The sequence below is a fragment of the Runella defluvii genome, from assembly GCF_014195535.1.
GTDB classification, from domain to species: Bacteria; Bacteroidota; Bacteroidia; order Cytophagales; family Spirosomataceae; genus Runella; species Runella defluvii.
The window spans coordinates 630,440-649,733 of the sequence record NZ_JACIBY010000002.1 but is presented as its reverse complement, the minus strand read 5'-3'; the positions used below and the strand labels follow the sequence as shown (position 1 = coordinate 649,733).

The following is a 19,294-nucleotide window of genomic DNA, read 5'->3' as shown; positions in this document are numbered from 1 at the left end:
AAAGTTGATATTAGGACAATGAACTTTCGGGAAGTTGGCAGAGCGATAATAGAACTTCCCGAAAGTTGATAAAATGATAGATGTAGAAAAAGCGTATGAGGTATTGGTCAACATGCCAAATGCAAAAGAAGAAGCGCACTTTGACAAACCTGCGTATAAAATCAAAGGGAAGATTTTTGCGACTTTCAATATCGAAAACAAATGGGTGACGTTGAAGTTTACTCCTGAACAGCAAACAATGTTTTGCGAAGACGATGCCTTTTATCCCGTGCCTAATAAATGGGGGCAGCTTGGATGGACACACGTGAGTTTGGACAAAGTAAGACTGACCGCTTTTGTAGAAGGAGTGAACACCTCCTATGAAAATATAGTAGCAATGAAAACAAAGAAACGAGTGGAAAAACCCACTCAGTAAAGCAGTAAAAACCCTGACGATATGAGAAAAGTTATTTTAGGTCTTGCCATGAGTTTGGATGGGTATATCGAAGGCCCCAACGGAGAGTACGATTGGTGCTTTACAGACCAGGACTATGGACTGAATGAATTTTTTAAACGGATTGATGCGGTGTTTGTGGGTCGTAAAACGTACCAAATGGCGTTGACCAACGAAGGTGAAACCGCTTGGATGCCTAAAGTAACCGAATACGTGTTCTCGAATACGTTGCCTGACTTCAAACTCGAACGCAAAAAACTTATCAAAGGCGACATCGAACGGCAAGTACGTACCATCAAATCGCTACCTGGAAAAGATATATGGCTTTTTGGCGGAGCAGAACTGGCCAGTAGCCTCATGAACTTGGGGTTGGTGGACGAAGTTTGGCTTTCCATTCACCCCATTGTATTGGGCGCTGGAAAACCGCTATTCAAAGAGTTGAAAGAACGTAAATGGTTGACCCTCGTCGATTCTAAAGTATATGAAAGTGGCTTAGTGTCGCTTCGTTATAAAATGAGTTGGGACTAATGTCAATCCATTAGGTTTGACGAAGGTCATACCTTTCTAAAGATAGAAATAGTAGTTTTGCTCACATGATACTACGACAACTTTGGAAAGGCTTGCTGCTGGGGCTTTGGGCGATAGCCCTAAGCTGTGCAACGCATGACCAAACGCAAACTGATACCCAAAAAAGGGAAGAGCCAGACGATAGCACACGACTAGCGGCTTTGCCTAAGCGTGTGCCTACCCCCGCCGACAATCCCACCACTCCCGAAAAAGTTGCTTTGGGGCGATTGCTGTTTTTTGACCCTATTTTGTCGGGACACAAAGACGTAGCCTGTGCCACCTGCCATCAGCCAGAGTTTGGATTTGCCGAAAGTTTGGAAATTTCCATTGGAGTCAATGGCCACGGCCTGGGAAGCAAACGCACTTTTCGGATGCCCAACGACATTCCTTTTGTCAAACGAAATTCACAAACGGTTCTCAACGCCGCTTTCAACGGTATTCGCGAAAATGGCCGCGTTGAGGCGAGTATCGCGCCCATGTTTTGGGACTTGCGGGCAAAAGGGTTAGAAGCGCAAGCGCTCGAACCGATCAAGTCGTTGGAAGAAATGCGGGGACATCGTTATCCCAAAGAAGCGGCGTTGGATAGTGTAATTAAACGCCTCCTTGCCAATGCGGAATACCGTTTGTTGTTCCAAAAAGCGTTTGGTTCTAAAGATTCCATCACAAACCGTACCCTCGGACAAGCGATTGCGGCTTACGAACGAACGCTCGTTGGGGGCAATTCTCGCTTTGACCAATACATGCGCGGCGACAATACCGCGCTTTCTATCAATGAACGCGATGGGATGCAAGCGTTTCTGAAATCGGGCTGTGCCAAGTGCCACAATGGCCCCATGTTGTCTGATTATCAATTGCATACGCTGGGAGTGCCTGACAACGAAAAACTCCCCGAAACGGATGCAGGAGTGGACAATCGTTACCGTTTTAGAACGCCCACCTTACGAAACTTACGCTACACCGCTCCCTACATGCACAGCGGAAAACTCCGTACTCTCGAACACGTTTTGGAGTTTTATGAAGACTTGTCGGGTGACAAAATTCGTAACCCCAACGTGACTAAAGCGCAGCTTGACCCATTGCTAAATTCATTGAAAGTCAGCTTCAAAGACATTTCAAACATAGTAGAATTTCTGAATACCCTCAACGACGAAGGCTTTGACCGTAGCATTCCCAAACGCGTACCAAGTGGGCTTAAAGTGGCTGGGAATCTCAACTGAAACGGCTATCTTGCGTAGGTAAAATCCTTCATTGACCAACCCTATGCAAAACCGATTACTCTCGTTAGACGTGTTTCGCGGCCTGACCGTGGCTGCCATGATTTTGGTAAATAATCCAGGCGATTGGGGGCACGTCTATGCTCCCTTGCTCCATGCCCACTGGAACGGCTGCACGCCCACCGACCTTGTATTCCCTTTCTTTTTGTTCATTGTTGGCGTTTCTATTGCGTTTGCAATGGGGAAAAACCCGCCCACGGTACTGAAAATTGCACGGCGAAGCGCGACCCTGTTTGGCTTGGGACTTTTTTTGAGCTTGTATCCAAAGTTTAATTTTGAAACGGTTCGAATTCCTGGGGTGCTCCAACGCATCGCTATTGTGTATTTTGTCTGCTCGCTTCTTTATATAAAAACAACCCGCAAGACCCAAATAGGGCTGCTGGCGTTGGTGCTGTTGGCTTATTACGTGCTGATGACGTTCGTGCCTGTCCCTGGAGTTGGCTATGCGAATTTAGAACCCGAAACGAACTTAGGCGCTTGGGTGGATCGGACTGTTTTGGGTACCAATCACTTGTGGAAAGCCGCCAAAGTGTGGGACCCCGAAGGAATTTTTAGCACCATTCCAGCCGTCGGGACGGGACTACTGGGGGTATTGACGGGGCAATGGCTGCGTACCGACAAGCCTGTGGCCGAGCGAATTGCGTGGTTGTTTGCCGCTGGGAATGGATTGGTTGTTACAGGACTCATAGCGGACTTGTTTTTCCCAATCAATAAATCGTTGTGGACAAGTTCGTACGTGTTGTACGCGGGAGGCTGGGCAATGGTGGGGTTGGCGCTGTGCTATTGGCTCATCGACGTTCAAGGGTATCGTAAGTGGACGACACCTGTGGTCGCTTTTGGCGTGAATGCCATTACGGTTTTTTTCTTGTCGGGTATCATTCCTCGGACGTTGGCACTAATAAAAATTGAAACTCCCGACGGGCCGATAAGTTCGCAATTATGGATGCAGAAAAACCTGATAGGGGTTTGGTTTGTCAACGAATACAACGCCTCTTTGGCAGGAGCACTAACCTTTTTGACAATCTGGTTTGTGATTTTGTACGTGATGTACAAGAAGGGGATTATTATTAAAGTGTAAACGGCAATTATAGGCTATTTCTAAAAGCCATTAATGAGCACACAAGCCAATTGTATGCTCATTAATGGCTTTTATTTTGCGATACCGAATACTCAAAATAACACTATTTTAATCTGGATGCTATTGCGTTTATGGCTCGTTTTCAATACCTTGAACCACGTGTTGAAAAGTTCAAACTCCTGAGAAAAAGGAGATATTCTTCAATTTTAAACTCTCAATTTTATGAAGAAAATTTTAGCCTTCTTGATTGTTGGCTTCTACCTGTTGGCAAGCCTGACAGTGAATGCCCAACCTACCGTGACAATGTATGTCAACGGGCGTTATTTGTATTCGGCAGTAGGTGAAAAAGTAGTTTTGCGCGGAGTCAATGAAATGTTTGTTTACTCTGGGGATAAACAAGGGGTCAGTATTTTACCCCAAATTGCCCAAACGGGAGCCAATAGCGTTCGGATTGTGTGGAACACGGGCGGCTCAGCGACTGATTTGGATGCCCTGTTGGGGAATTGCATCAACAATAAAATGATTCCGATTGTCCAATTAGATGATATTACGGGCAATATCTATAACCTACAAACGTGCTTAAATTACTGGAAGCGAGCCGATGTAATCGCGGCTATGAATAAATACAAAAAGTGGGTTTTACTCAACATCGCCAACGAAGCAGGCGATAACAATACAACCGATACGCAGTATCAAACTGCGTACATAGATGCAGTCGCTCAGCTGAGAGGGGTGGGTTATACCATGCCTTTTATAATTGATGCCGCTGGCTATGGCCAAAACGAAAATACTATTTTGAACACGTGGAATGCTATCTTGCAAAGTGATCCTCAGCACAATATTATTTTCTCGCTGCACCCATACTGGAAAGACGCGGTTACTCAAAATTTACAAACACGTTTTACCAACGTATTTAATGCCGTGGTAGCCAATAATATCCCGTTTATGATTGGAGAAGGGCCGCAGCAAACGGGTTGGGATTGTAGCACGACCATTCCTTATAGTTGGGTGATGCAGCAGTGCCAAACCAACGAAATAGGCTGGCTGGTATGGACGTGGGGGGCTGTACAAGACGGTACTGGAGGCTGTGCCAATAATTTTGATGTCACTACCAATGGCAATTTTGGTAGCTGGTCAAACACTTGGGGGCAGGCCATTGCCATAACCGACCCAAACAGTATTCAGCATACTTCTGTTCGTCCTCCTTCTATCTACGGCAACCTTCCGCCCGATACCCAAGCACCTACTACACCGCTTAATTTGGCTGCCACAAATACCACCTCCAATACCGCCACGCTCACTTGGACGGCTTCCACCGACAATGTGGGCGTAACTGGGTACAATATTTACAACGGCACAACTTTGCTGGCATCTTCTGTCAATAATTCGACGTTGCTTTCGGGGCTGGCCTGCAATACGGGCTATTCTTTTACCGTAAAAGCCAAAGATGCGGCGGGGAATCTCTCCGTAGCAAGCAATGTCGTAAGCATCACTACCCCAATTTGCGATACCCAAGCCCCCACATCGCCAACTAACCTGACAGCTTCTAATGTTTCTACTACCAGCACCTTGCTGTCATGGACGGCCGCTACTGACAACGTGGGCGTGACCAATTATCAGGTGTTTAGAGGTACCACATTGGCCGCTACCACTACTGCTACAAGCCTGGCGATAACGGCGTTGTCTTGTAATACACCCTATTTGTTTACGGTGAAAGCCGTGGATGCGGCGGGAAATGTATCAGCAAGTAGTAATGGTGCCAATATTACCACAAATGCTTGCCCAACGGGTGAAATCGTTTATGATGATAACCTAAACGCTAATTGGGAAGATTGGTCATGGAGTGCCTATCGTTATTTTAATACGACGACTCCAACCGCCGCGGAGGGTGTCAATTCCATAAAAGTAGAATATGGCGGGTACGGCGGTTTTTCAGTACGTAAAAACGCCGTAATTACCCCCACTACCAATACTGTCATTAAGTTTTGGGCGTATAGTACTGGCGTAAATAGCCTTGATGTTAGCACACAACCCGACGACAGTGGGCCACAAAGCAACTCGGTGTTTCTCAATACCGTCGCCAACCAATGGCAAGAATACACCGTGACAATGGCCAATTTGGGCAATCCGTCGGCTATTAAGCGAATCAATATCAAAAATAATTCGGGCAATAGTCCAACTGTTTACTTTGATTATATTCGTTTTGATTCGGGCACGTCCACTCCTGATACCCAAGCCCCTACTTCCCCAACCAATCTGACTACCTCAAACGTTGGTTCAACGAGTTTGACCTTGGCTTGGACAAGTGCCACAGACAACGTTGGGGTAACGTCCTATCAGGTGTTTCAAGGTGCTACCATGATTGCCAGCAATATTACAGGGACTACTTACAACGTAACTAATTTGAGTTGCGCGACGTCATATAGCTATACCGTAAAAGCCGTGGATGCCGCGGGAAATAGCTCAATAGCAAGCAACTCGGCCACTGCTACCACATCGGCTTGCTCAACGGGTGAAATTGTGTATGATGATGCGCTGAATGTTAATTGGGCCGATTGGTCGTGGAGCACAACCACAAATTTTAACGCTACGAGCCCTGTCCAACAAGGGGCCAAATCAATACAAGCTACTTTTGCGGGTTTTAGTGGTTTTTCTTTACGTAAAAATGCCGTATTCAGTCCTGCGTCTAATTTATCCATTAAGTTTTGGGTGTATAGTACTGGTGCGAATGCCTTTACGGTACAAACCCAAACGGAGGACAGTGGTGTTACAAGTAATAGTTATAATTTTACCACGACTGCTAATCAATGGCAAGAAGTGACGGTGACCATGGCGGCACTGGGAAACCCCACTGCCATCAAAAGAATCAATATTCAAAACAACTCTTCCAACAGTGTCGTTGCGTATTTTGACAACATTCAACTCACAACGGCTGCGACAGATACCCAAGCACCTACATCACCCACCAATTTGGCTACTTCCAACATTAGCCAAACAGGTTTGACGTTGACTTGGACAGGTTCGACCGATAACGTAGGTGTAGCCAATTACCAAGTATATCAGGGGACGACTTTGCTCAACGGCACTGTGACGGGTACTACTTATACCGTCGCGGGCCTAAACTGCAATACACAGTATAATTTCAGTGTCACTTCCAAAGACGCTGCAGGAAATACCTCTCCAGTGAGCAATGTAGTTACTCCTACCACACTTACCTGTCCTGATACGCAAGCACCTACTGCCCCAACGGCCTTAGCGGCATCGGCCATTACCCAAACGGGACTGACCTTAACTTGGACAGGTTCGACCGATAACGTAGGTGTAGCCAATTACCAAGTATATCAGGGGGCGACTTTGCTCAACGGCACTGTGACGGGTACTACTTATACCGTCGCGGGTTTGGCTTGCGGAACTACTTACAGCTTTACCGTAAAAGCCAAAGATGCCGCGGGCAATCAATCAGGTAGTAGCAATGTGGTATCGGCTACGACTTCGGCCTGCGGAGCTTCGACAATTGTGATATATGACGAAACACTCAACACCGATTGGAACGATTGGTCGTGGGCGACTACTCGAAACTTTAGCAACACAACTCCTGTAAAAGTGGGTACTAAGTCGGCCAAAATAGACTACACCGCGTGGGGCGGGTTATCATTACGGAAGGTATCGACTACCGTTAATACCATCGCCAGTACTGCCGTGCGGTTTTGGGTGAGAACTCCTACGGCTACCACCATCAAGGTGTACACCTCTTCTACCGATACAGGGGGCGATGCTTCGGGCTACACATTCACGACCACTGCGAATGTATGGACAGAATACATCGTTTCGCTGGCACAGTTAGGAAACCCCGCCCAAATCAAGCGGATTCATTTCCAAAACTACACCGCTAATAATGTCACCGCCTATTTTGATAACATTCGCCTCGTGTCTGTTTCGGGAGCGAGAGTCGCATTGGAGGAAGAAGAAGAACTGAGCCAAACACTCAGCGTTTTTCCGAATCCATCAACGGGTGTTGTCAATGTGGACTACATTGCGGAAAAAGCCGAGAAAGTAAATGTACAGGTAGTGGGGTTGAGTGGGTTGGTTCTTCAGGAAAGGGAGGAACAAGCAGTAAAGGGGAAAAATTCTTTCAGCTTGGATTTAAGCACGGAGAAGATTGGGTTTTATCTGATTCGATTACAGAATGAATCAAAAAGCAGAACCTCAAAAGTGTTGATTCAGAGGTAACTCCGTTGGATAGCAATAAAAAGCGCTGCCAAGTTTCAAAAACTTGGCAGCGCTAATAAAATTATTCTTTGTGTCGAAGGTCATACTGGATTCCGAAGCCCACATTTATTTCATTAAAAAATGTCCCACTTTGGGTAGTTCTAAAATTTATCATCCCTGTACCTTTTAACCTATCTGTCAGTTTATAGTTCATACCTACACTTGCAGAAAAATTTATAGGACGAATATAGTTTCTAAAAAATTCTCTGATTTTTTGCTGTTTAGGTGGAATGTGTGGATTATCGCTGTTTGCAACCATATAATAATAATGACCGTCAAATGCTTGTAGTTTTACAAATGGGATAATTTTTTTGTTGGAAAAATTAATTTGAACCTCTGGAATGAATGTAAAAGTAAAATACTTAGCCTTATAATAATTAACTGCTTTTGGAATGGAGATATACGCATCCGCGATAATTATCCCTCCAATCGCCACGTAGTTACCTACATTATAATGGATGGATGTTGCAACTCCAAATTTATTATATGTAGTTGAAGACAATTGCTGCACAAAAATCTGCGGTGATAAGGTAATATTTCCTTTTTGGGCGTGTACGATAGATACGAAAGAAAATAAAATGGCAAAAAAATAGGCTGTTTTTTGGTTCATTTTTAACTATTTTAAAAGGTCACTTCATTGATTTTCTTCGTAAAAATCATTTTTGTTTTTTTAATTAACAAATGGCTAATGCTACGGTGGCATAACTAAAGCAGTTTATCTTTTCTGTTGATAGCAATAAAAAGCCCTTCCAAGTTTCAAAAACTTGGAAGGGCTAAACCATTAACAGATAACAGGACTCTACTTCGTCGCAGGCTTTGCTTCTTCTTTCACTACTTTCATCACTCCGTTCATAATGCGCCAGTGGCCTGGGAATGTACAGATGTAAGGGTAGTTACCAGGCTCAGTAGGAGCCGTGAACGTGAGGCGATACGACTGGTCAGGGTTAACCAAAGGCGTAAAAGCGACTACCTGAGGCAAGTTCGGAATGTAGTTTTTTTCCACTGCATCTTTTTGCGTAATCATTTTATCAGCGGCGTTTCCGACGATGTCCATCGCTTTAGGCTTCACAATCACGAGGTTGTGCTGCATCGCGTCTGGGTTGTCGAATACCAATTCTACGGGTTTTCCTGCGATAACCGTAAACTCTTTGAGGTCAAACTTCATCGCTTCTTTCACCGACTTGATTTTGATGACTTGTAAGTTAGGGTCAACAGGCACAAGTGCATTGGCACCAAACGACTCGATGATGCCCGTAAATTTGCCCTTCAAATCCTCTGGAATACCGTCTTTCGCGCTGACAAGCAATAGTTTGTTGGCATCGCTGGTGGTTACTTTACGACGCGGATTCCAGCCATTAACCACTCCCTTCAACACCGCATAACGAGCGTCGTCGTCCAAGGTATTGGCTTTGGTAATCAATTCTAACAACGACTCTGGACTCAATGAGGTAGAAGAGGCTTGGCTACGAGCGGCGCGTTCTAAGGCAAAATCAGAGAGTTTGGCAGGGCGTTTTACGTCAAAGGTTTTGCTCAACGAGTTGTTTTTAACGTCGTCTTCTTCAGGAATGGCATTGTCGCCGTCGATGGTGGCACTGATGCGTAATTTCCCTGCTTGTTCGGCCGTAAAGCCCATACGACCTACCCACGGACCGTTGTTGCTTTCGACCAACTGAATGGTTTCGCCCGCGCCGATGCCGTTTTTAAGCTGGTAGCTTACGTAGTTGATTTTAAGCCCCAAACCTTCGATGGCTACCTTTACCACAGGAACCGTTTCTTTCGGAATGGCTACGCCTTTGTTGGTAATCTCAATCGTAATACTTGCCGACTCCCGTACCGATGGCACCGCAGGATTGATGGTGATATTGGTAATGGCCAAATCTGGTTTTGTGGCTCCAGTAGATGCTTGGTTGCCAGCGCCGTGATTCATGGCGTGGTGGTCGTGATTCATCGCGGCTTTGGGTTCGCTGCTCTTCGTTTCTGTACGCTGACCTACCGTGCGTTTAGCAAGGTAAGTTTGCATAAGTTTACCACCATGCGCATTCAAAATAACCGAGAAAGCGTCGGGTAACCAACGGTCGTCGGCTTCGTTTGAACTCTCAAAGCGAGCTAAAACTGCTTTCTCAACGTCAGAAGTGAGTGGAGTTTCGGTAAATTTCAACAAGGTATTCAATACCACCAACGGCTCTGAATCATTGAGGGTATTGTTGTTTAACAACGCTTGCGCCGTTGCATTCGTTGAAGGCAATACTTGTACCGCATTTTTACGCACGGCTGCACTTGGGTGCTTGAGCGCAGCTACTACTGCTTTGAGAACGTTATCGTCTGACATAGCCCCTAACCCTTGCAATGCCCACAACGCGTGGATAGCGGCTGGATTTAAACCAACTTCGTCCACCGAAGTGTCATTTACTAACGCAATGAGCTGTGGAACAACGTCTTTGTTGCCGCGTTCTACCAACATACGCTGCGCATGGTTACGCCAAAACATATTGGTGTTTTTGAGCGCTGCCACCAATTCTTGCGGGCGGTCTTTGCTGAGTGCCATCGGCGTATAAGCAGGTGCTTCTTTGTAGCCCACGCGGTAGATACGTCCGTGGGTGTAGTCGCGCAAGTTGGTTTCGTAGGCATTTCCTTTTCCGTTGCCAAATCCCTGTGGAGTAGGGTTGTGCTGAATGATGAAACTGTACCAGTCGGCTACCCAAACGGCACCGTCTGGGCCGACTTCGGCAAACACTGGCGAAAACCATTCGTCGGCACCTGCCATGAGGTTAAAGGCTTCTTTGTCTTCGTAGTCAGTTCCACGTTTAACGAGTTGGTTTTGGTGCAATACGTGCCCCGTTGGCTCGGCTACAAACGCAATTTGGTTCCAGTATTTTTTAGGGAAAGCCCGAGCTGTGTAGAAATTATGCCCTGCCGCGGCCGTAAATCCACCGAATACGTCCACTTGACGAATGCGAGGCGTAATGGGCTTCATGTCTTTGTGGGTGTCGGTACCACGGCTACCGTTGTCGCGGCCCATGCCGAGGCTTCCCGTAAAGTAGCGGTGAGGAATCGCCATGTACCAGCCGTGCGAGTTGTTGGCGGTTGACCCAAACACATCGCCTGCTTCGTTGAAGCCCATACCCCATGTATTGTTAGACGTACTGGTAATCCACTCCATTTTGGAACCATCAGGTTTGAAACGGAAAAGTGCTTGGCCAAACTTCAAGCTATCGGTATTTTCTTTGAGTTTACCCTCAAAACCAGAATAACCTACGCATCCCCAAATCCAGTTGTCGAAACCGTAGTGCAAGTTGCTAGGCCCTGCGTGGGTATCGCCCGTTCCGAAGCCTGAGAAGAGGATTTTCTTTTCGTCCGCTTTGTCGTCGCCGTCGTTATCTTTCAAAAACAACATGTGAGGTGCTTGGCTTACGATAAGTCCTCCGTTGGCAAATACCATCCCCGTTGGAATGCTTAGTCCTTCGGCAAAACGGGTGAATTTATCTGCTTTGCCATCTTTATCGGTATCTTCACAAATCAGGATATAGTCGGTACCGCCCGTGTCTTTGCGTTCGTTGGGGTAATCTTTGGTAATAAGCACGTACAAACGGCCGCGCTCGTCCCAACTCATCGCAATGGGGTGCATGACGTTAGGCTCTGACGCAAACAAATCCAACGTAAAGTCAGCAGGAACTTGAATGTGTTTCATCGACTCTTGCGGCGAAACGGCATTTTGTTGAAGTTGTGGCCCTGGGCGTTTTTCGTAGTTAGGAAGTTTTGATTCTTTGTACGTAAACGGAAGTGGGTCAAGGGCGGCTAAATCTTTGACGGCTTGGTCGCCTACGGCCCAGCGAATTCCTTTTTCCAACAAAGTCATAAATTCGGGTTGGCTCCACGTACGGTCGTCGTGGCCATACGCCGTGTAGAAAATGCGTCCTTTGCCGTGCGTCCTAACCCACGTATAAGGTTCAGTTTTAGTATTGGGCTTGTCTTTGTATTGGTCGGGCTGAATTTCACGCTCAGTCAGCACGAGGTTGTCGGGCTGTAGCTTGGTGTGAAGGTAGGTTTCGTCCAACGTTTTGAACATCTTCGCGCCCATGATGGCAGGGTGGTTGGGATTGGTCCAAACGGGGCGAATCGTATCCCACGTATGGCGCCAAAATTGTCCCCCCATGATTTTTACCAATTCGTCCGAATTGCGGAAGCAATACGAAGCGCAGTGAACTGGAAGAAAACCTTTTCCGCTGGCGATGTAATCCACCAACGCACGTTCTTGGGGTTTGCTAATGGTATCCCAGTTGGCGTACAAGAGCACGCCGTCGTACTTGGCTAGGTTGGTTGCGTTGAGGTCGTTAAGGTCGTCCGAATAGGTAAAGTTGATGCCTTTGGCGCCCAGCGCTCCCATGATAGACGGCACGCGCTCGATAGGTCGGTGGTGGCCGTTGTCGCCCAGAAACAAGATTTCGATGCGGCGGGGCTTAGTCGCTTGTTGCGATTGGGTCGTTTGCGTTGTTTTTTGAGTGGCGCATTGCCACAACAAAATCGCCGACAAAACAATGGTTAGAAAGCGTTTCATTGTATAGTTAGAAAATTATTTGTTACTAGGGAAATAGATTTTATGATATGATTTTCTACAAACGTTTTGGTTCTACAAACGTTTTTGGTTCTCCGAACCATTTGTGGTTTTTTGTGTGATTGTTGTTTTCTACAAACGTTTTTGGTTCTCCGAACCATTTGTGGTTTTTTGTGTGATTGTTGTTTTCTACAAACGTTTTTGGTTCTCCGAACCATTTGTGTTTTTTGTGTGATTTTTGTTTTCTACTACAAACGTTTTTGGTTCTCCGAACCATTTTGGATGATTATAAAATGTAATTGGTTCGGAGAACCAAAACGTTTGTGGAATTTATGCGTTAAAGAAATCAGGCAATTGCAAAAGTTTGCCGCCTTGCATGGCCGATTCGTGCGCAAGAATACCCACCGACGTCCAGTTGGCCGACTGAGCAGCATTTGGGAACGGCTCGCGCTCGTCCACCAACGCCATCAAAAATTCGTGTACCAAGTGCGGGTGAGAGCCACCGTGTCCTGCGCCTTGGGTAAACGAAAGGTGCGTGTTTTCGGCAATGTCATAAACGCCTTTGGTGGTAAAATCTTGAATTTCGGCGGGCAAAAGGTGCGCGTAATCTGGGGTAGCTACTCGCTCTGGAATTTCGTGCTCTTCTTTTTTCGCCGTGTGAATCACCGCCTCTTCGCCTTCGATGAGTGGCCATTCAAACGATTTCTTAGAACCATACACCTCGAAACTCTCGCGGTACTGACGCGCTACGTCAAACAACGAACGATAGACGTACGCGCTCAAGTCGCTGTCTTTGAACTTGATGTGCGCCGACTCAACCGCGAAAGGCGAGTTGTGGATTTTGGCCAATTCTTCACGAATCGTGCCCGAACCAAAACACGACACATACTCGGCTTCCAATTTGAGCAAACCAGCCACGGGCCCAACGCAGTGCGTCGCGTAGTGCATTGGAGGCAGCCCTGGCCAGTAATCAGGCCAGCCGTCCATGTCTTGCTGGTGCGATGCTTTCAAGAACTGAACTTTCCCTAGTTCGCCTTTTTCGTACAATTCTTTGACAAACAAAAACTCGCGGGCATACACCACGGTCTCCATCATCATGTATTTTTTGCCCGTTTCTTTGACGGTTTTCACGATTTCCATGCACTCTTCTACGCTGGTAGCCATCGGAACCGTACAAGCCACGTGTTTGCCTGCGCGAAGTGCTTTTAAGCTTTGTTCGGCGTGGTTAGGAATGGGAGAGTTGATGTGAACCGCGTCGATATTTGGATCCTTGAGTAACTCGTCATAATCAGAATAACGTACGTCAATGCCAAAAGCATCGCCGATGGCGTTGAGTTTTTCGACGTTACGTTGGCAAATGGCGTACATATTGGCGTTTGGGTGGCGCTGATAAATCGGAATAAATTCGGCACCAAAGCCCAGACCTACAATGGCAATGTTAATTTTTTTCATGGAAAAACGTGTTGATTGGGTGTTTTTTGGAATCAAATAAAGAGGTGAATATAAGTCGTTAAGCTAGAACAGATTTTTTGATAAAGGCCAAGCCGTCGCGCATGAGTTGTTCTTCCGAATCAAACATTTTGCGCCAAATATTGGCCGCAGGGAGTTTCGGACTGAATGCTTCGATGCTCAACCAGCCGTCATAATTGATGTCTTTGATGGCTTGGAACGTGCCTTTCCAGTCCACGTTTCCTTTTCCTGGCGTGCTGCGGTCGTTTTCTGAAAGTTGAATAAACGCAATGCGGTCGCCCATGCTGCGGATACAATCCCCAATGTTTTTCTCTTCGATGTTGGCATGGAAGGTATCAAACATGATTTTGCAGTTGGGGTGGTTGACGTCATCGACGAAGCGAGCGAGTTCGTCGCCGCAACTGGTGAGGAATAATTCAAAGCGATTGAGGTATTCTAATCCTAATAAAATGCCTTGCTGTTGGGCGTAGTCGGCCAATTGGTAAATTCCTTCTACTCCCCATTTCCACTCGTCGGTTGTGGCAGGTTGCCCCGTAAAAACGCCCAAAGCCGAGTGGTAGGGCCCCATAAGCTTGGTTGCTCCAAGCACAGCCCCACAGTCAACAACCCGCTTGAGGTTTTCGAGCGCATAGGCACGAATGGCAGGGTCGGAGCTAATGAGGTTTTCGGCAGGACCGCAGAACGTGTCGCATTCGCGGTGCAGCCCCAATTCGTCCAATTTTTTACGCCACTGATGCCAAGCGTCAGGGTTGGTATTGAAAATGGGTACTTCCACCCCTTCAAATCCGATTTCCCGAATCAGTTCTAAAGTCGGGAAGAGGCTCTCGTCGATTTGAGTGCCCCAAAGCAACAAATTCATACTGTATTTCATAATGCAATTTTATGGAGAAATAGTGCTAAAAACCTATTGTTTGTTTGCAGGTTTCGACTATATTTTGATTGAAAAGTTTTATTTTGAATGAATTTTGGTTAAAAAAATGTTATTGTAAACAAGGCTAGCGAAAATCTAACCTGTTTCTAAAAGGCAAGGTTTCGAAGAATATAGCCTACTTTTGTGCATGAATTATTTCAAAAATTTACAAGAATTACTGAAAGTAGAGCGTGAAGAAGATTTACGCCAATACCAACGATTAACAGAACAAGCTTCGGTAGCCGAGCGCCGTGCCAATGGCCTCACGTGGTATCCCGTGGCGATACGTGGTTCGGAAATGAGTAGGGGTGATTATTTGACGGTCGAACTCGAACGCACGACGCACCAAGATATTTCACACCAATTTCGTTTTGGGATTCCTGCGGTTTTCTTTGGCAACCACGACCCTAAAAATGACCGTGTAGAAGGCACGATTGCGCACCAAAGCGGAAACCGACTGCGAATCACTCTCCGCACCGACGAGCTGCCCGACTGGACCCGTGATGGGAAGCTGGGCGTGGAAGTGCTTTTTGATGATAATAGTTACGAAGAAATGCAATCGGCGCTCAAGCAAGCGATGACCGTAGCAGAAGGGGCAGCCACTCCCACCAGAGAACTTGTACAGGTGTTGGCGGGAAATAAAACCCCAACATTTAAAGAAAATGATCCCGAAGTAGCACTTCCGCGACTGAATGAATCGCAGCAACGCGCCGTACAGACTATTCTGAAAGCCAACGAATTAGCGATTGTTCACGGCCCTCCTGGGACGGGTAAAACGACTACGTTGGTGCAAGCAATCAAAGCGTTGGTTCGCCGCGATAATCAGAAAATATTGGTGGTAGCGCCAAGCAATACGGCAGTTGACTTATTGAGTGAAAAACTTCATTTAGAGGGTGTTAATGTGTTGCGCGTTGGAAATCCTGCCCGCGTTACCGAACGCCTCATGTCCTTGACCCTCGATGGTAAAATGTCGGAGCACCCCCAAATCAAAGAGGTGAAACGTCTCAAAAAGCAGGCGCAGGAGTTTAAAAACATGGCGCACAAGTACAAGCGGAGTTTTGAGAAATCGGAACGTGACCAACGTAAGTTACTGTTTGAGGAAGCGCACAAAATTATGAAAGAAGTCGCAAACACGGAGCAGTACATCATTGATGATTTGATGACCAAAACGCAAGTCGTGACGGCTACGCTGGTAGGGTCTAATCATTATACGGTACGGTCGGGGAGGTATCAGACGGTGGTGATTGATGAAGCGGGGCAAGCCCTTGAACCTGCCTGCTGGATTCCGCTGCTGAAAGCTGAAAAGGTGGTATTGGCGGGTGACCATTGCCAACTTCCACCAACTATTAAATCAGAGGCCGCAGCTAAAAGTGGATTGAGTAAGACGTTGCTCGAAAAATGCGTTGAACTGCATCCGCAAGCCGTGACGTTGCTCGAAGAACAATACCGCATGAACGAGCAAATTATGGGTTATTCGTCGCAGGTGTTTTACAAAAATCTGCTGAAAGCCCACGCATCTGTGGCCAAACGACGCCTTTTTGCGGAAGATAAACCTTTGCTTTTTATTGATACCGCGGGCTGTGGTTTCGACGAAAAAATAGAAGGTACGAGCGCGACCAACCCCGAAGAAGCGGGTCTTTTGCTCAAGCACCTCAGCCAGTTTATGACCGAATGGGCTTCCAAAACCAAAACACCCAACGAAGTGCCAAGTGTGGCCATTATTTCGCCTTACAAACAACAAATCCAAGTCCTCAGCGGCCAACTGACGCAGGTTGCTGATTTGCAATCTTTTTTGCCTGCTATTGCCGTAAATACCGTGGATAGTTTTCAAGGACAAGAACGGGATATTGTCTATATCAGCATGACCAGAAGCAATGCCGAAGGGGTGATTGGTTTCTTGTCAGACATCCGACGGATGAACGTAGCAATGACCCGAGCCCGTAAAAAATTGGTCATTGTGGGTGACAGTGCTACCTTGGCGCAGTTTCCGTTTTATGCAGATTTTATTGCTTATGCCGAGTCGATAGACGCCTATCAAAGTGCTTGGGAATGGATGTAGTAAGATGCTTTTAACTGTATTTTAACAAAAAAAGAACGTATTTTTCCTATTTTTGTTAAATAATAGTAACCCACACGCAAGATGAGAATACCCCTACGCAAAGAGCTGAGTGCGCCTACGTCTTCTTTTATGGCGCTTGAGCTAGTTGAAGCTCATTTTGACCCTAATTGGCATTTCCACCCCCACTACCAGATTTTTACCGTAGTAGAAGGGTCGGGGACGCGGTTTATTGGGGACGATATTCGACATTTTGAAGCAGGAGATACTGTTTTTTTGGGCCCTAATGTTCCTCACCTTTGGCGTAGCGACCGAGCGTATTTTGAGGGAAACTCAGGGCTAAAAACGCACGGTGTTGTGGTGTATTTTACGGAAGATTTTTTGGGAGAATCATTTTTCCAAAAACCAGAAATGCACTTGCTCCGACAGTTATTGCAGAAGAGTTACCGAGGGCTTGACATTGTCGGAAGTGCGCGTGAGTACGTACGTCAGAGTTTAAATCAATTGTCGAAAACAGATGGTTTTGAGGCAATTATCCAGCTTTTGACCATGCTGAATTACTTGTCGCATTCTACCGAAACTACCTACATCACGAGCGTTGGGTACGTCAATACCCACAAAGTTTCGGAAACGGAGCGAATGCAGAAGGTGCACGAATACGTGATGAAACACTTCAAAGAAGAACTCCGCCTCAACGAAGTGGCAGCGCTCACTAATATGACCGAAGCGGCTTTTTGTCGGTATTTTAAAAGTCGTACGAATAAGACTTTTTCCGACTTCGTGAGTGAGATTCGGGTGGGCTATGCGTGCAAGTTGTTGATCGAAGAAAAATTTTCAGTGACCCAAATCTGTTACGAAAGCGGCTTCAACACCGTCTCAAACTTCAACAGACAATTTAAAAACCTCACTGGAAAATCGCCCTTGCAGTACCAAAAAGAGTACAGACGCGCGGGCGGCTAACGCACACGCTCATGGCAGAACATTTGGACACTGGAAAACAAGGCGAAGACAAAGCCACCGAATTTTTGGCCGACAAAGGCTACGAAATCATTGTCAGAAATTACCGCTACCGCCACGCTGAAATAGACATTATTGCCAAAAAGAACAAAATTTTGGTATTTGTGGAGGTAAAAACCCGTACCAACCTCAGCTACGGAATGCCCGAAGAGTTTGTGGACGCCACCAAGCGCCGACTCATTATGAAGGCCGCCGAAAACTACATTTTTGACCGCGATTGGCACGGCGACATTCGTTTTGATGTCGTTTCGGTCATTATTAATTCAGGTACTGTGAAGGTTCACCACATCGAAGATGCGTTTTATTGAACCACGTACGCAATGCCTTCTTCGTCGAGAAGAGAGATGATGCGTTCGCTGGTTTGGAAAACGATTTTGACGTTTTTAGGAGCCATGTCATCGTCCACCCATTTCCAGTCTTCGGCAGTGGCATCGAGTAGGTTGAGAAGTTCAAATAGTTTTTTGGGTTTTTCCTGCGCTAAAAAGCCGTCTGAGTTTTTGACAAAAATGGCTACGTCCGACGCCGAAATCCATTCCAAATCGTTCAAAAAATCGTCGAGCGATTCCAAATCATGTTCAAAGTCTTCGGGAAAGCCAAGTCCCTTTTCGATGGCTTGGTAAAAAGCAGTGAGGGTCGGGGTTTTTGCCCCGTCAATAATAGCTACGCGATAAGCAGAAAAACTACTGCCGAGCATAGGCGTGGATAGAAGAATAAAATTGGCCATGATTAAGATTGTTTGGCTTTTGTTCGTCCTTTTTGAAGGAGTTCAATGCGTTTGTTACGGTAGGTTTGGTCGGCAATATCCCGCAAAGTGTTGAGCGAATCCGCCGTGTTTCTCGACGATACCCCACCATAAATCACCCCGTCAATCGACCGTAAGGCTTCGGCCAATTGTTCATCGGGTAAGTTATCCATAATCTCCTTGGTGGTGTAAGTCACGTAAGGTTTACGTTCGAGGCGTTGCAAGTAAATTTTCCAGAGGACCACCACTTTTTCGGCATTTTCGATGCCTTTGGGGCCGTTGATGTCGCGGGTAAGGCGCGTAAAGCTTCGTTTAAATTCCCGATTTCTCAAAAACATTTGATACAACTCCCATTGGCGGGTCAGGGCTTCGCCAAAGAGCAAATAAACGCCCGTGCCAATCAAACTAATGAGTAATCCTATGAGTACCAAATACGGGTAGTTGGTTTGGCTTTTTAACGCCACCACCAATGTATCAGCCTGTAAGTGAAGCGAATCGGGGATGTTTCCTTTGATGAGTTCACGCAATTTAATAGCATCGACTTCGGAATAAATGGCCGTACAGTCGCGGCCTTCTTTTACCCAAACTGGCACCGAAAGCGATTGGTTTTCGACGAGTTCAAACGAAAGAAGGGTATAGACGGCGCTGTCCAAACTTCCTTTGGCGTTGGTTTCGGTCGGGAAATAGTCGAGCTTGATGACCTCAAAGGGGCGAAAAGCAGTGCTGGTATCGGGGAAAAAAACCTCAACCCGAGGCGAATGTCGAAAACTTAGTGCGTACTTAAAAGGCTTTCCTACCTCAATGCTATCGGTCAAAAAGTGGCCGTTGGGGCGTTGTTGAGGATAAACGGTAGAAAGCGAGCAGAAGAAGAAAAGAAGTAAACCTAAGCGACGCACTGGTAGAAAAAGAAATTCCCCTCTCCCAGT

14 protein-coding genes are annotated in these 19,294 nt (G+C 46.4%); 8 read left to right on the top strand and 6 right to left on the bottom strand.

Going from position 1 to position 19,294, the window contains the following annotated elements; translation table 11 throughout:
* The first annotated feature begins 73 nt into the window (after positions 1-73).
* The 5 genes from FHS57_RS07530 to FHS57_RS07510 all read left to right on the top strand — a co-directional run bounded on the left by FHS57_RS07530 (position 74) and on the right by FHS57_RS07510 (position 7,582).
* The gene (locus FHS57_RS07530) at positions 74-415 is read left to right on the top strand and encodes an MmcQ/YjbR family DNA-binding protein (protein ID WP_183972241.1); all 342 of its coding nucleotides are present in this window, start codon (positions 74-76) and stop codon (positions 413-415) included.
* A gap of 21 nt (positions 416-436) precedes the next feature.
* The gene (locus FHS57_RS07525) at positions 437-961 is read left to right on the top strand and encodes a dihydrofolate reductase family protein (protein ID WP_028523998.1); all 525 of its coding nucleotides are present in this window, start codon (positions 437-439) and stop codon (positions 959-961) included.
* A 65-nt stretch (positions 962-1,026) separates the two neighbouring features.
* Complete coding sequence (locus FHS57_RS07520; RefSeq protein WP_183972240.1) at positions 1,027-2,217, top strand: cytochrome-c peroxidase; 1,191 nt, start codon at positions 1,027-1,029, stop codon at positions 2,215-2,217.
* A 43-nt stretch (positions 2,218-2,260) separates the two neighbouring features.
* Positions 2,261-3,352 (top strand): acyltransferase family protein, encoded by a 1,092-nt coding sequence (locus FHS57_RS07515; RefSeq protein ID WP_183972239.1) that lies wholly within the window; start codon positions 2,261-2,263, stop codon positions 3,350-3,352.
* A 222-nt stretch (positions 3,353-3,574) separates the two neighbouring features.
* Entirely contained in the window at positions 3,575-7,582 is a 4,008-nt protein-coding gene (locus tag FHS57_RS07510; protein WP_183972238.1) for a fibronectin type III domain-containing protein, read from the top strand.
* A gap of 61 nt (positions 7,583-7,643) precedes the next feature.
* On the opposite strand, the gene FHS57_RS07505 is transcribed toward FHS57_RS07510, so the two are convergent.
* From FHS57_RS07505 to FHS57_RS07490, 4 genes are all read right to left on the bottom strand, one after another.
* A complete protein-coding gene (locus tag FHS57_RS07505; protein WP_183972237.1) occupies positions 7,644-8,231 on the bottom strand; it encodes a hypothetical protein in 588 nt (195 codons plus the stop codon).
* A 189-nt stretch (positions 8,232-8,420) separates the two neighbouring features.
* Positions 8,421-12,176: a PVC-type heme-binding CxxCH protein gene (locus tag FHS57_RS07500; protein WP_183972236.1), complete on the bottom strand. Its 3,756-nt coding sequence runs from the start codon at positions 12,174-12,176 to the stop codon at positions 8,421-8,423.
* A gap of 327 nt (positions 12,177-12,503) precedes the next feature.
* Positions 12,504-13,625, bottom strand: coding sequence for a Gfo/Idh/MocA family protein (locus tag FHS57_RS07495; protein WP_183972235.1), 1,122 nt, complete (start codon positions 13,623-13,625; stop codon positions 12,504-12,506).
* A 58-nt stretch (positions 13,626-13,683) separates the two neighbouring features.
* Positions 13,684-14,514: a sugar phosphate isomerase/epimerase family protein gene (locus FHS57_RS07490; protein ID WP_183972234.1), complete on the bottom strand. Its 831-nt coding sequence runs from the start codon at positions 14,512-14,514 to the stop codon at positions 13,684-13,686.
* Between the two features lie 187 nt (positions 14,515-14,701).
* Here FHS57_RS07490 and FHS57_RS07485 point away from each other — a divergent pair, with 187 nt between their 5' ends.
* The 3 genes from FHS57_RS07485 to FHS57_RS07475 all read left to right on the top strand — a co-directional run bounded on the left by FHS57_RS07485 (position 14,702) and on the right by FHS57_RS07475 (position 17,934).
* Positions 14,702-16,612, top strand: a complete 1,911-nt coding sequence (locus tag FHS57_RS07485) for an AAA domain-containing protein (protein ID WP_183972233.1) — start codon at positions 14,702-14,704, stop codon at positions 16,610-16,612.
* Between the two features lie 81 nt (positions 16,613-16,693).
* Positions 16,694-17,569 carry an AraC family transcriptional regulator gene (locus tag FHS57_RS07480; protein ID WP_183972232.1) on the top strand — a complete coding sequence of 292 codons (876 nt, stop codon included), beginning with the start codon at positions 16,694-16,696 and terminating at the stop codon, positions 17,567-17,569.
* An 11-nt stretch (positions 17,570-17,580) separates the two neighbouring features.
* A complete protein-coding gene (locus FHS57_RS07475) occupies positions 17,581-17,934 on the top strand; it encodes a YraN family protein (protein WP_183972231.1) in 354 nt (117 codons plus the stop codon).
* Here FHS57_RS07475 and FHS57_RS07470 read toward each other — a convergent pair.
* Together FHS57_RS07470 and FHS57_RS07465 are read right to left on the bottom strand one after the other, a co-directional pair.
* Positions 17,928-18,350: a barstar family protein gene (locus tag FHS57_RS07470; RefSeq protein ID WP_183972230.1), complete on the bottom strand. Its 423-nt coding sequence runs from the start codon at positions 18,348-18,350 to the stop codon at positions 17,928-17,930. The genes FHS57_RS07475 and FHS57_RS07470 overlap by 7 nt on opposite strands.
* A gap of 2 nt (positions 18,351-18,352) precedes the next feature.
* Positions 18,353-19,264 (bottom strand): hypothetical protein, encoded by a 912-nt coding sequence (locus tag FHS57_RS07465; RefSeq protein WP_183972229.1) that lies wholly within the window; start codon positions 19,262-19,264, stop codon positions 18,353-18,355.
* Positions 19,265-19,294 lie beyond the last annotated feature (30 nt).

What these genes read in the sequence shown, in the direction of transcription:
- FHS57_RS07530 (WP_183972241.1), top strand. Translation starts at nt 74, where the DNA reads ATGATAGATGTAGAAAAAGCGTATGAGGTATTGGTCAACATGCCAAAT.
- FHS57_RS07525 (WP_028523998.1), top strand. Translation starts at nt 437, where the DNA reads ATGAGAAAAGTTATTTTAGGTCTTGCCATGAGTTTGGATGGGTATATC.
- FHS57_RS07520 (WP_183972240.1), top strand. Translation starts at nt 1,027, where the DNA reads ATGATACTACGACAACTTTGGAAAGGCTTGCTGCTGGGGCTTTGGGCG.
- FHS57_RS07515 (WP_183972239.1), top strand. Translation starts at nt 2,261, where the DNA reads ATGCAAAACCGATTACTCTCGTTAGACGTGTTTCGCGGCCTGACCGTG.
- FHS57_RS07510 (WP_183972238.1), top strand. Translation starts at nt 3,575, where the DNA reads ATGAAGAAAATTTTAGCCTTCTTGATTGTTGGCTTCTACCTGTTGGCA.
- FHS57_RS07505 (WP_183972237.1), bottom strand. Translation starts at nt 8,231, where the DNA reads ATGAACCAAAAAACAGCCTATTTTTTTGCCATTTTATTTTCTTTCGTA.
- FHS57_RS07500 (WP_183972236.1), bottom strand. Translation starts at nt 12,176, where the DNA reads ATGAAACGCTTTCTAACCATTGTTTTGTCGGCGATTTTGTTGTGGCAA.
- FHS57_RS07495 (WP_183972235.1), bottom strand. Translation starts at nt 13,625, where the DNA reads ATGAAAAAAATTAACATTGCCATTGTAGGTCTGGGCTTTGGTGCCGAA.
- FHS57_RS07490 (WP_183972234.1), bottom strand. Translation starts at nt 14,514, where the DNA reads ATGAAATACAGTATGAATTTGTTGCTTTGGGGCACTCAAATCGACGAG.
- FHS57_RS07485 (WP_183972233.1), top strand. Translation starts at nt 14,702, where the DNA reads ATGAATTATTTCAAAAATTTACAAGAATTACTGAAAGTAGAGCGTGAA.
- FHS57_RS07480 (WP_183972232.1), top strand. Translation starts at nt 16,694, where the DNA reads ATGAGAATACCCCTACGCAAAGAGCTGAGTGCGCCTACGTCTTCTTTT.
- FHS57_RS07475 (WP_183972231.1), top strand. Translation starts at nt 17,581, where the DNA reads ATGGCAGAACATTTGGACACTGGAAAACAAGGCGAAGACAAAGCCACC.
- FHS57_RS07470 (WP_183972230.1), bottom strand. Translation starts at nt 18,350, where the DNA reads ATGGCCAATTTTATTCTTCTATCCACGCCTATGCTCGGCAGTAGTTTT.